We start from the raw sequence: 12,158 nt of genomic DNA, 5'->3' as shown, positions 1-12,158 counted from the left end.
GACAAATCCCTTGGGTTAAGACTGTGGAATCGTGAGCGTTTGGCCAAGTTGAACCGAACCAGACTTCAACTTATTCACTCGTTGAATCTCACTCTGGGATACACCATATTTCGCCGCAATAGCGGATAAAGTATCCCCGCGTTTAACCTGATGCTTGATCGGTTTAGCTGGGCTGGTTTTCTTCACCCTAGGCGCCTTAGCAACGCTAGCTACCGCGCCGCTGGAGGCGGGAATTCGCAGGCGCTGTCCAACCCACACCACGTCTTTCTTTAGCGTATTATTCTGCCGCATCGCCACCATACTGACACCGTACTGGCTGGCAATGCCGGATAGAGTTTCACCCCGTTTCACCACGTGAATCAACGATTTACCGCTGGTGGGGGCTTTCCCCCCACTGCTGGCCGCGCTGACTACAGGACCAGGCTGATTAACACCACTTTGACGCGCTGACCTTTCAACCGCCGCTGTTGCGCCCAGCGGACGGTTTTCGACCTTTGGGTCGGCTTGTAGCGGATGCGACAGGAAATAACTGCGCAAGCCTTTGTAAATCGCTCGGGCAATTTTATCCTGATACGCACTGCTGCCGAGCAGCCGCTCCTCCGTACCATTACTGATAAAGCCGGTTTCCACTAATAAAGAGGGAATATCCGGTGAACGCAACACCCCGAGACTGGCGTGTTCCGGCCTACGTTTATGAATAGAACCAATGGCTTGAAGCTCATGTAGCACTTTTACCGCTACGTCGTAACCCACCCGCTGGGAGTGACCAAATTGTAAATCTAACACCGCCTGACTGAGATAAGGATCGGCGGAAGTATTAGCGAGTACGTCACCCGCGCCCCCCAGCAACTCAGATTGTTTCTCATGCTGCTCCAGCCAGTTACCCATTTCACTGTTTGCGCGACGGTTAGACAGTACCCAGACCGAAGCACCGTTGGCGCTGCGATTCGGTGCCGCATCGGCATGAATGGAAACCAGCACGTTGGCAGCCTGCTTACGCGCCACGTCTGAACGCCCCATGACCGAAATAAAATAGTCGCCGTTGCGCGTCAACACCGGCTTAAACATCGGGTCATTATTGAGCAATGCCTCCAGTTTACGGGCAATGGAGATGGTAACGTTTTTCTCTTTCAGACCATTTTGCCCAATAGCGCCAGGGTCCTGGCCGCCGTGACCGGCATCAATAGCCACCACCACGCGATCGCTACTGGCTGGCGCGCTGGTTTTAACCGGACGCGTGGTTGAGGTGGTGATGGTCGGGCTGCTGGTCACTACCGTTGGCTTATTATTGAACGGATTACTGCCGGTGACCTTGGGTGCCTGTCGCGTTGGCGTCGCCGTGGTCACCGTTTGAGTTTGACGCGCCGGCGTACCAGCGGCTGTCAGAGTGAATACCACGTTATATTGATTGCCCACTTGCTGCGTCACTGCGCGTGTTTTGGCTTTTTGCGTCAGCTCAAATACCAATCGGGTGCTTTGCGGGTCTTTCGGCTGGCTGGAGCGAATTCTTTTCAGCAGATTCTGCCCACTGAACTCTAGCGGTAAACCGGAAAGATTACCGCTCTGACGAATATCCAGCACAACGCGCTCCGGCCCGCTTAGCGGGAAGAAAGCATAAATCGGCTTGCCGTCGAAGCTCAGGGTTATCTGACTTTCGCCGGAACCGTTGGTAACTTTGATATCGGTTAACTTCATCGCCCATGCCGCCGGAGCGGCCAATACGCTAGAAACAACCAACAATGCGGTGGCTAAACAGCCTCTCCAGCTAAGCATCATCGACAGTTTATCCTTGCGCAGAGGCTAAGCGGTGCAGAACATTTGCACCAGAATCAGACAGCGCTACCAGCCGGGCTTCACGCCCCTGCGGCTGATAGTCCAAATGTAATTCGATATCAGGCTTAGGCAAGAAGCCCTCTCCCTGCTGTGGCCATTCCACTAGGCAAATAGCCTGTTGATCGAAATAGTCGCGAATCCCCATAAATTCAAGTTCTTCCGGATCCGCCAATCGGTAAAGATCGAAATGATAAACCGGCCGAGGCGTCAACGCGTAAGGCTCCACCAAGGTATAGGTAGGGCTTTTTACGTGGCCTTGATGTCCCAAGGCTTGCAAGAAGCCGCGGCTGAATGTGGTTTTTCCGGCACCTAAGTCGCCGAACAGATAAATAACGCTGGCACCTTCGAAGGCTTGCGCCAAACGAGCCCCCAATGCAACGGTCGCTGCCTCATCAGGCAAAGGTAAAACGAGTTCTTTCATTCTTGATATCTATTTTGCTAACTCAGGATTAACGTAGTTCGGAATCACCGGCAATAAATCTGTCGCCAGTAAACCCCGGGTGCCTTGTTGTTCAGCCAGTTGATCTGCTGCCGCGCCGTGGACCACACAACCTGCGCAAGCCGCATCATACAGCACCAGCTTTTGCGCTATCAAACCGCCGATGATACCGGACAAAATATCGCCCATACCGCCGGTCGCCATGCCCGCATTCCCCACATCGGCTATCGCCATCTCGCCCTGCTCACTGGCTATCAGCGTACCGGCACCTTTTAGTACCACTATGCCGCCGTATATCTCTACCAGTCGGCGAACTGAAAGTAAGCGATCACTCTCAATTTCAGCGACGGTACAACCGAGCAAACGAGCCGCTTCACCGGGATGAGGGGTCAACACTCGATTCTGACGCCTCTGCGGATTTAATGCCAGCAAGTTGAGCGCATCTGCGTCCCATAACGCAGGTTTATCACTCTGTTGCAGTAATTTCAGAGCATTCCTTCCCCATTCTCCTTGCCCCAGCCCCGGTCCAATGACCAAAGCGTCTGCCCAATCGATAGCCTCAATCAATAAATTATCGCTGAGTGCCTGTACCATCAGTTCAGGGCGAGCGGTGAGCAGAGGAGCAACATGAACGCTGTTAGTAAGCACTCGCACCAATCCAGCACCGCTGCGAAGTGCGGATTCTCCCGCCATCCGTATTGCGCCCCCCAAACCTCTATCGCCCCCTACCAACAATAGACGACCTTGCTCACCTTTGTGAGAACAAGGTCGCCTCGGTTTCAACCATTTGCTGAGATTATCAGTGGTAATTCTCTCAATGTGTGGTATTTGCTGATCAAGCCAGGGAGACAAACCCAGATCGTCGCAATGCAACTGGCCAACCCAATCCCGCGCCTGCCCAGTCAATAACCCTGGCTTTAGCGCTACAAACGTCAGAGTGTGCTCGGCTCGCATCACTGCACCAGGAGCCGCGCCGGTTTCCGCCCCTAAACCAGAAGGAATATCCAGCGCAATTTTGGGTGCCCGATATCTATTTGCCATTTCAATCAAAGTAGCGTAGCCACCCCGTGGCGCGGCACGTAAACCGGTGCCCAGCAACCCATCGATAATTAAATCAATATTCTGCGGCCAAACATAATCCTGAGGAAAAATATTGCCCCCCGCCGATAACCACTGCTCACGCGCCAGAGCAGCTTCAGCAGGCAATGGACGATTGCCCTCACAGGCAATTAATGTCACTTTCAAACCCGCCGCTTGAGCGCGTGCCGCCAGGATATATCCATCACCGCCGTTATTGCCATGACCGCACAGAATCAACCAGTGTCGACTCTTCGGATAATATTGGCGACCCAGAGCAAAAGCGGCTTCACCCGCTCTAACCATCAGTTCAAACAGAGAAAGTGACAAAGCGGCAGCAGCAACGCTTTCATGTTGTCTGACCCAGTCCGCAGAAAAAACAGAGTGTGGTAAACTTAGGCCGTTTTGTTTCTTACTATGGTCCGTCATGGCACACCCCCTCGATCTGAATCAATTAGCCCAACATATCAAGCAATGGGGGCAATCGCTAGGTTTCCAGCAGGTTGGAATCTGCGATACCGATCTTTCTGTGGAAGAACCTCGATTGCAGGCGTGGTTAGACAAGCAATACCACGGTGAAATGGCGTGGATGGAGCGCCACGGTATGTTGCGGGCGCGACCTCATGAACTGCTGCCCGGTACGCTGCGGGTTATCAGCGTGCGCATGAACTACCTGCCAGCCAAAGCCGCCTTTGCCAGCACTTTGAGCAACCCAGAATTGGGTTATGTCAGCCGCTATGCCTTGGGACGCGACTATCACAAGCTATTGCGGCAACGGTTAAAGAAATTGGGCGATCAAATTCAGGAATATTGCGCGCAGCAATCGAGTGAAAACGGCGTCAACTTTCGTCCGTTTGTCGACTCAGCGCCGATAATGGAACGTTCACTCGCCGCCAAAGCTGGCATTGGCTGGGTTGGCAAGCACTCACTTATTCTTAATCGCGAGTCTGGCTCCTGGTTCTTCCTTGGGGAATTACTGATTGATTTGCCGTTGCCAATCGATCAACCGCAAGAGGAACAGTGTGGCCGCTGCGTGGCCTGCATGACAACCTGTCCAACCGGAGCCATTGTCGCACCTTACACCGTGGATGCTCGCCGCTGTATTTCCTATCTCACCATTGAGTTGGAAGGCGCTATTCCCGAAGAATTTAGGCCGTTGATGGGAAATCGTATTTATGGCTGTGATGATTGCCAACTGATTTGCCCGTGGAATCGCTTCTCTCAATTAACAGATGAAGAAGATTTCAGCCCGCGTGCGATATTACATACGCCAAAGCTGCTGGATCTGTTCGCTTGGAATGAAGAAAAGTTTCTACGAGTTACCGAAGGTTCCGCGATCCGCCGTATTGGCCATCTGCGCTGGTTACGTAATATCTCGGTGGCTTTGGGAAATGCCGCCTATCAGGATGAAATTGTGCTAGCGCTGGAAAGTCGTAAAGGAATCGACCCTATGCTAGATGAGCATATCGCCTGGGCTATCGATAGGCAGTTGGCGCGGCGCGCAGAACAAAGTGTAGAAGTGCAGTTATCGCAGAAAAAAAGGCTGATTCGGGCCATTGAGAAAGGGCTGCCGCGGGACGCATGATAACTTTTCACCCGTGGGCTTTTCCGTAATAAACCCGTCAAGCGCCCTGTGCATAAAAATAAAAATGCCTTGCCAATCAAGTGGGAAAAAAAGCGCAAGAGATCGCCATAACGTTTTCCCATAAATAAATAAACAATTAAAACAAATAGTTAAAATTAGGCAATAGTCATTGGTTTAATTAGCATCAGTATATAAAAAATACAGAATCTGTGGATAAGTCTGTTGAAGAAGTTAATACATTCTGTGAAAGGCACGGCAAAAAGCGCGAACTGTCTGTGGATAATTATTTTGGAGATGAAGATAAAATTGGAGCGGGAAACGAGACTCGAACTCGCGACCCCGACCTTGGCAAGGTCGTGCTCTACCAACTGAGCTATTCCCGCATTGAGATGCTGATGCACCTTGCTGTCTGCTTGACGGCATTTGGTATTCATGGCTGAAGATTGGAGCGGGAAACGAGACTCGAACTCGCGACCCCGACCTTGGCAAGGTCGTGCTCTACCAACTGAGCTATTCCCGCATCACAGATATTAGCGAATGGTTCGCCGACATCGTTAGCTTCTGCCACTACTTTAAAAATTTGGAGCGGGAAACGAGACTCGAACTCGCGACCCCGACCTTGGCAAGGTCGTGCTCTACCAACTGAGCTATTCCCGCTCTACGTACTAAATTCGATCTCGCTAACTGGCGAAAATCTTCATCGGTACGGGGTGCGCATTATACGAGAATTCCGTTTTGCTGCAAGCCCCTGAAAGCAAAAAAATCATTTTTTCGTTCAAGTGTCGATTAAATCAGCAATATGTACTTTTTGCCAGCGACGGGTGTCGAATAAATCGGCTACGCGCTGAAAACCCGTGATTTGCACGACAGAATCATAGTACTGAGAACAAGATTCTGCCGTGTTTAAGCCAGATTTTATCTATTAAAGACTAAAGCTGGATAAAGTGTTCGCGGTAATAAGCCAGTTCCGCCACAGATTCACGAATATCGTCCAGCGCCTGATGCGTATTTTGCTTTTTAAAGCCCGGCAGGATTTCCGGTTTCCAACGACGAGCCAGCTCTTTCAATGTACTGACGTCTAAATAGCGATAGTGAAAGTAAGCTTCCAGCGCAGGCATATAGCGGAACAGGAAGCGGCGATCCTGACCCACGCTGTTACCACAGATAGGCGATTTACCGGCGGGTACCCATTGTTCGAGGAAAGCAATGGTCTGCATTTCTGCATCATGGTCGTTGAATGGGCTGGCTTTTACGCGCTCAACCAAGCCGCTACCGGTATGAGTACGCACATTCCACTCATCCATTAGCGCCAGTTGCTCATCAGATTGATGCACCGCCAAAACCGGGCCTTCTGCCAGAATATTAAGATTGGCATCCGTTACCAACGTTGCGATCTCAATAATCCGATCCCGTTCTGGATCGAGACCGGTCATTTCCAGATCAATCCAGATCAGATTATTTTCATTTCCTACCATGATATTTCCTGCCTATTCATCGGGGGGATCAACCGAACAAACGGTTAAATGATAAAATTATGTGTATCATAGTCCTTTTGGTCGCAACGAGCGATAAATGCAGATTCAAGTGAGGCGCAGTGAGCAAGAATAAACTGTCCAAAGGTCAACAACGCCGCGTGCAGGCTAACCATCAGCGCCGGCTACGCACTGATAGAAAACCTGAGTTAGATGACTCTCAGCTTGGCGATGCGCAAGAAGGTATCGTAATCAGCCGTTTCGGTCAGCATGCCGACGTTGAAGCCACTGATGGCACCCAACACCGTTGTAATATCCGTCGCACCATTACCTCTTTGGTAACCGGTGACCGTGTCGTTTGGCGACCGGGTATTCAGCAGGAAGGTGTTCGAGTTAAAGGTATCGTTGAAGCGGTACATGAACGTACTTCGGTTTTAACCCGCCCTGATATTTACGACGGCGTGAAACCGATCGCTGCTAACATCGATCAAATCGTGATCGTCTCGGCCATTTTGCCGGAACTCTCACTCAATATAATTGATCGCTATCTGGTGGCCTGTGAAACGCTGGACGTAGAGCCGCTGATCGTACTGAATAAAGTCGATCTGTTAGATGCCGAAGGCCGTAAATTCGTCGATGGCATGATGGATATCTATCGCCGCATCGATTACAAGGTACTGGAAGTGTCTAGCCAAACCCGCGAAGGGATGGAAGCCTTTGAACAGGCGCTGGCTGGTCGTATCAGCATTTTCGCCGGCCAATCCGGCGTGGGTAAATCCAGCCTGCTGAATGCCCTGTTACCACCAAGTGATACGCAAATTTTGGTCAACACAGTTTCTGATAACTCCGGTTTAGGACAACACACTACCACCGCTGCGCGCTTGTATCATTTCCAGCACGGCGGCGATGTGATCGATTCACCCGGAGTGCGCGAATTTGGCCTGTGGCATTTAGCACCGGAACAAATCACGCAAGGGTTTGTCGAATTCCGTAACTACATTGGTCATTGCAAGTTCCGAGATTGCAGCCATACCAGCGATCCCGGCTGCGCCCTGCGCGAAGCGGTGGAACGCGGTGATATTGCCGAAGAGCGTTTCGATAACTACCATCGAATTCTGGAAAGCATGGAACAAGTCAAACCACGCAAACCGCTTTCAGATTCTGAATAACTAACATTGCGGGCGCCGATCGTTACAATGCGCCCCTTTTATCTAATGGCTAATGCCTAATCCAAGAGGTTCTCGTGCTGGATAGCATCAAAATCAGACTGCAATATTTACTTCCCAAGCAAGGGCTTACACGCTTGGCTGGCTGGGGTGCAGACAAAAAAGGCGGCTGGTTGACTCAACTGGTTATTAAAGGCTTTGCCCGTTTCTATAACGTGGATATGAAAGAAGCGCAGAACCCAGAATTCACCGCTTATGCCACTTTCAACGAATTTTTCGTTCGTCCATTACGCCCGGATGCACGTCCTGTTGTGGCGGAAGACAATGTGCTAGCACAGCCTGCTGACGGTACCGTCAGTCAACTTGGTGCTATCCGCGAAGACCAAATCTTGCAGGCAAAAGGCCACCATTACACGCTGGAAGCTTTACTGGCCGGTAACTACCTGTTGGCTGAAGAATTCAAGAACGGCACGTTTATTACCACGTATTTGGCGCCGCGCGATTATCATCGAGTGCATATGCCTTGTGACGGTGTACTGCGTGAAATGATTTATGTGCCTGGGGATTTATTCTCCGTCAATCCGCTGACCGCAGCCAATGTCCCTAACCTGTTTGCCCGTAACGAACGCGTGATCTGTATCTTTGATACCGCTTTTGGCCCGATGGCGCAGATTCTGGTCGGTGCCACCATTGTCGGCAGCATTGAAACCGTTTGGGCAGGAACAACCAATCCAACCCGCGAAGGGGTTATCCGCCGCTGGACCTACCCACAGGCCGGTGAAGAAGGTGCGATTACATTGGAAAAAGGGCAGGAAATGGGTCGCTTCAAACTGGGCTCAACGGTGATTAACCTGTTTGCATCAGGCAAAGTGTATCTGGCTCCGCAGCTAAACAGTGGCTCCATCACCCGTATGGGTGAGCTACTGGCTGAAGCCGTTCCCCCGACTCCTCCATGCTAACCTAACGCTTTATGGCGTAACTTGATTTAAGGAAGCAAAACGTGCGCCTGATAACCACATTCCTGCTTGGTATTTTTCTCTCTCTGCCGCTTTATGCGGCAACTCAGCCTAATGAGGCTCAGCTCAGGCAAGAGCTGAAGCAGGCAGAGGCGAATAAAGGAACCGCCAACCAGGCGGAAATTGTTCAGGCGCTGCAAGGTGCTCTCAACTGGCTTAATGATGCGAAAGAGTCCGACGAGCGGGCGCAGCAGTACCAGAAAGTCATTGATGATTTCCCTAAATTAACCAGAGAGTTACGTCAACAGTTGACGCCGGATAGCGATAAGCCGCTGCCGGTGCCAACTAATTTATCGACCAATGAGATGGAGCAGCAAATCCTGCAAACCAGCAGCCAACTGCTGGAACTTTCGCGTCAGATGCAGCAAGAACAGGATCGTTTGCGGGAAATTAGCGACTCTCTGGGACAACTTCCTCAACAACAATCAGATGCTCGCCGCCTGTTAGGTGAAGCTACGTCGCGTCTTCAATCTCAAAACTCACCAACGTCTCCGCTGGCACAGGCGCAATTTGCACTATTACAGGCGGAAGTTACGGCTCGTAAAGCCAAAGTGAATGAGCTGGAGCTTTCTCAGCTTTCTGCCAATAACCGCCAAGAATTGTCCCGCATGCGCGCCGAAGTGTATAAAAATAGCCATGAACGGACAGACACCTTATTGCAGACGCTGCGTAATAATCTGAATAATCAGCGCCAGCTTGAAGCGGAAAGAGCGCTGGAGCGCACCGAATTACTGGCAGAACAAGGGGGGGATCTCCCTGCCTCCATCAGCCAGCAGCTAGAAACTAACCGAGATTTATCCCGCGCGCTGAACAGTCAGGCTCAGCGCATGGACCTGATTTCCTCTCAACAACGTCAGGCGGCGGCAGACACTCTGCGAGTTCGGCAGACTCTCAGCACCATCCGCGAACAGGCGCAATGGCTGGGTGTATCCACTGCACTGGGGGAAACCCTGCGAGCGCACGTAGCCCGCTTGCCTGAAATGCCAAAATCTCAACAGTTGGATCGAGATATGGCTCAGCTACGAGTTCAGCGTCTAACCTATGAAGGGATGCTGGAGCAGCAGCAAAAAGATACTAAAGCGACGCAGGACGACGGTACGCCGCTGACGGCTCAGCAACAACGCATCATGGACGCTCAACTGCGCACCCAGCGAGAACTACTCAATTCGCTGCTTTCTGGCTATGACACGCAGATTCTCGAACTGACGAAGCTGAAAGTCGCCAATAGTCAACTGGTTGATGCCCTGAATGAAATCCGCGAGGCGACCCACCGCTACCTGTTTTGGGTTGCGGACGTTAGCCCAATTTCCTTGTCTTATCCGATTGATGTCGCTCGTGACCTGACACGACTGCTTTCGCTGGATACCTTATCCCAGCTCAGCGGCGCCTTTGTGATGATGGTGACCAGTCAGGAAACGCTGATTCCGATTATCGGCGCGCTGCTGTTTGTTAGCTTTAGCGTCAGTTCCCGTCGCCATTATCATGCGTTTTTGGAGCGAGCCAGCAGCCGGGTCGGCAAAGTTACCCAAGATCAGTTTTCATTAACGTTACGCACCGTTTTCTGGTCGATTCTGGTGGCCTTGCCGCTACCTGTGCTCTGGGCGGCGCTGGGATACGGATTGCAAAACGCCTGGTCCTACCCGATGGCGATTGCCATTGGCAATGCGGTGACCGCCACGGTTCCGGTACTGTGGGTGTTTATGATCAGTGCCGCTTTTGCTCATCCTCACGGCCTGTTTATTACCCATTTCCGCTGGGCACCGGATCAGGTCGCGCGTGCGATGCGCTTTTACCGTATGTCGGTGTGGCTGATTATTCCGTTGATGATGGCGTTGATTACCTTTGAAAATTATAACGACCGCGAATTCGCTGGAACATTAGGCCGACTGTGCTTTGTACTGCTGTGTATCGCGCTAAGTTTGGTCACCAACAGCCTGAAACGTGCCGGTATTCCACTGTATCTTGATAAAAAAGGTTCGGGAGAGAATAAGGTCAATCAGGCGCTGTGGGGACTGCTGCTTTCCGCTCCACTGATTGCCGCGCTGGCGTCGCTGATGGGGTATCTAACCACATCTCAGGCGCTGCTGGCTCGTCTGGAAACCTCGGTCGCCATCTGGTTCTTCCTGCTAGTGATTTACCATATTATTCGCCGCTGGATGCTGATTCAGCGCCGCCGTATTGCCTTTGACCGTGCGAAACAGCGTCGGGCCGATATCTTGGCGCAGCGTGCCAGAGGTGAAGAAGATACGCCGCATACGAACAGTTCCGAGGGTTCGGTCGATGTAGATGAGCCGGTTATCGATCTGGACGTGATCAGCGCTCAATCGTTGCGTCTGGTACGTTCCATACTCACTATGATCGCGCTGGTTTCAGTGATCTTCCTGTGGTCAGAGATCCATTCAGCCTTTGGTTTCCTAGAAAATATTCGCCTATGGGATGTTTCTTCGACTATCAACGGCGTCGAATCTATCCAGCCGATCACTATGGGATCGCTGATCATCGCCATTTTGGTCGTGATCGTGACGGCACAGTTAGTGCGGAACCTGCCTGCCCTGCTGGAACTGGCGTTATTACAGCATTTGGATCTGACGCCTGGCACCGGTTATGCCATTTCGACTATTACCAAATATCTGGTAATTTTGTTCGGCGGTCTATTAGGCTTTTCACTACTGGGGATTGAATGGGCGAAATTTCAATGGCTGGTCGCCGCTCTAGGTTTAGGATTAGGCTTTGGTTTACAGGAAATTTTTGCCAACTTCGTATCCGGGCTGATCATTTTATTTGAAAAACCGATTCGTATTGGCGATACCGTCACTATTCGCGATTTGACCGGTAGCGTAACCAAAATCAATACCCGTGCCACCACCATTTCCGACTGGGATCGCAAAGAGATTATCGTGCCGAATAAGGCCTTTATCACCGAGCAATTCATTAACTGGTCACTGTCCGATCCGATTACTCGTGTGGTCTTAACAGTACCGGCTCCGGCAGAAGCCAATAGCGAAGAAGTGACCGAACTGCTGCTTACCGCCGCCAGACGTTGTTCCATGGTCTTGGATAACCCTGGGCCAGAAGCATTCCTGATGGATCTACAGCAAGGCATCCAGATTTTCGAGTTGCGCATCTATGCCGCCGAAATGCTTCATCGCCTGCCAATGCGCCACGAGATACATCAACTGATTCTGGAAGGCTTCCGCGAGCACGGTATTGTTCTGCCGTTTCCACCATTCCAGGTTCGAATGGAAACGCTGGGGCGCGCTGGCCGTAGCGTGGGTAACACGCCAACTCGCAATAATACCCGCACACCGGGCAGCCTGTAGTGATTCATTAGCCTGGTTTTTGGGTAAAAAAATGGCCTGATTCTTTGCGGAATCGGGCCATTTTTACCATCGGACAATCTTAGAGAACTTTCACCCACCTCTGGTTGTGGTGAGTAAACGCAGCGAACACCGCTGCAGCGTCAAAGATTCCCTGACATTACCCACAGGCATTGCCGTTGCAGCAAGGCAGCCAGCGAACTCATCCCGATGAGCTGACACCTGTCAGTGATTCGGGTGAGTGAACGCAGCG

8 protein-coding genes and 3 tRNA genes are annotated in these 12,158 nt (G+C 51.5%); 4 read left to right on the top strand and 7 right to left on the bottom strand.

Going from position 1 to position 12,158, the window contains the following annotated elements; translation table 11 throughout:
• Window positions 1-15: 15 nt before the first annotated feature.
• Genes amiB through nnr form a run of 3 tightly spaced genes read right to left on the bottom strand, consistent with a single transcriptional unit; the run spans window position 16 to window position 3,778 of the window.
• Complete coding sequence (gene amiB, locus AD970_RS12110) at window positions 16-1,776, bottom strand: N-acetylmuramoyl-L-alanine amidase AmiB (protein ID WP_049599264.1); 1,761 nt, start codon at window positions 1,774-1,776, stop codon at window positions 16-18.
• Between the two features lie 7 nt (window positions 1,777-1,783).
• On the bottom strand, window positions 1,784-2,254 hold the full coding sequence (gene tsaE, locus AD970_RS12105) for a tRNA (adenosine(37)-N6)-threonylcarbamoyltransferase complex ATPase subunit type 1 TsaE (protein WP_049599261.1): 471 nt from the start codon (window positions 2,252-2,254) through the stop codon (window positions 1,784-1,786).
• Between the two features lie 9 nt (window positions 2,255-2,263).
• Window positions 2,264-3,778, bottom strand: a complete 1,515-nt coding sequence (nnr, locus tag AD970_RS12100) for a bifunctional ADP-dependent NAD(P)H-hydrate dehydratase/NAD(P)H-hydrate epimerase (protein WP_049599260.1) — start codon at window positions 3,776-3,778, stop codon at window positions 2,264-2,266.
• Here nnr and queG point away from each other — a divergent pair.
• The gene (queG, locus tag AD970_RS12095; RefSeq protein ID WP_049599257.1) at window positions 3,777-4,934 is read left to right on the top strand and encodes a tRNA epoxyqueuosine(34) reductase QueG; all 1,158 of its coding nucleotides are present in this window, start codon (window positions 3,777-3,779) and stop codon (window positions 4,932-4,934) included. The genes nnr and queG overlap by 2 nt on opposite strands.
• Before the next feature lie 307 nt (window positions 4,935-5,241).
• Here queG and AD970_RS12090 read toward each other — a convergent pair.
• From AD970_RS12090 to orn, 4 genes are all read right to left on the bottom strand, one after another.
• A tRNA-Gly gene (locus AD970_RS12090) sits at window positions 5,242-5,317 on the bottom strand.
• Window positions 5,318-5,378: 61 nt separating this feature from the next.
• Window positions 5,379-5,454, bottom strand: a tRNA-Gly gene (locus AD970_RS12085).
• 61 nt (window positions 5,455-5,515) lie between these two features.
• A tRNA-Gly gene (locus AD970_RS12080) sits at window positions 5,516-5,591 on the bottom strand.
• 272 nt (window positions 5,592-5,863) lie between these two features.
• Window positions 5,864-6,409, bottom strand: a complete 546-nt coding sequence (gene orn / locus AD970_RS12075; protein WP_049599255.1) for an oligoribonuclease — start codon at window positions 6,407-6,409, stop codon at window positions 5,864-5,866.
• Window positions 6,410-6,528: 119 nt separating this feature from the next.
• On the opposite strand from orn, the gene rsgA reads away from it, so the two are divergent.
• The 3 genes from rsgA to mscM all read left to right on the top strand — a co-directional run bounded on the left by rsgA (window position 6,529) and on the right by mscM (window position 11,908).
• Window positions 6,529-7,575 carry a small ribosomal subunit biogenesis GTPase RsgA gene (gene rsgA / locus AD970_RS12070; RefSeq protein WP_049599253.1) on the top strand — a complete coding sequence of 349 codons (1,047 nt, stop codon included), beginning with the start codon at window positions 6,529-6,531 and terminating at the stop codon, window positions 7,573-7,575.
• A gap of 74 nt (window positions 7,576-7,649) precedes the next feature.
• Window positions 7,650-8,531 carry an archaetidylserine decarboxylase gene (gene asd / locus AD970_RS12065; RefSeq protein ID WP_049599251.1) on the top strand — a complete coding sequence of 294 codons (882 nt, stop codon included), beginning with the start codon at window positions 7,650-7,652 and terminating at the stop codon, window positions 8,529-8,531.
• 41 nt (window positions 8,532-8,572) lie between these two features.
• Window positions 8,573-11,908, top strand: a complete 3,336-nt coding sequence (gene mscM, locus AD970_RS12060; RefSeq protein ID WP_049599248.1) for a miniconductance mechanosensitive channel MscM — start codon at window positions 8,573-8,575, stop codon at window positions 11,906-11,908.
• The last annotated feature ends 250 nt before the right edge of the window (window positions 11,909-12,158 follow it).

It is taken from the genome of Yersinia nurmii (assembly GCF_001112925.1).
Taxonomy (GTDB): Bacteria; Pseudomonadota; Gammaproteobacteria; order Enterobacterales; family Enterobacteriaceae; genus Yersinia; species Yersinia nurmii.
The sequence above is the reverse complement of the archived record's forward strand: the minus strand, read 5'-3'. Positions and strand labels throughout refer to the sequence as shown.

Bases quoted from the DNA above. Each gene is read 5' to 3' on its own strand.
- amiB (WP_049599264.1), bottom strand. From the start codon at position 1,776: ATGATGCTTAGCTGGAGAGGCTGTTTAGCCACCGCATTGTTGGTTGTT.
- tsaE (WP_049599261.1), bottom strand. From the start codon at position 2,254: ATGAAAGAACTCGTTTTACCTTTGCCTGATGAGGCAGCGACCGTTGCA.
- queG (WP_049599257.1), top strand. From the start codon at position 3,777: ATGGCACACCCCCTCGATCTGAATCAATTAGCCCAACATATCAAGCAA.
- nnr (WP_049599260.1), bottom strand. From the start codon at position 3,778: ATGACGGACCATAGTAAGAAACAAAACGGCCTAAGTTTACCACACTCT.
- orn (WP_049599255.1), bottom strand. From the start codon at position 6,409: ATGGTAGGAAATGAAAATAATCTGATCTGGATTGATCTGGAAATGACC.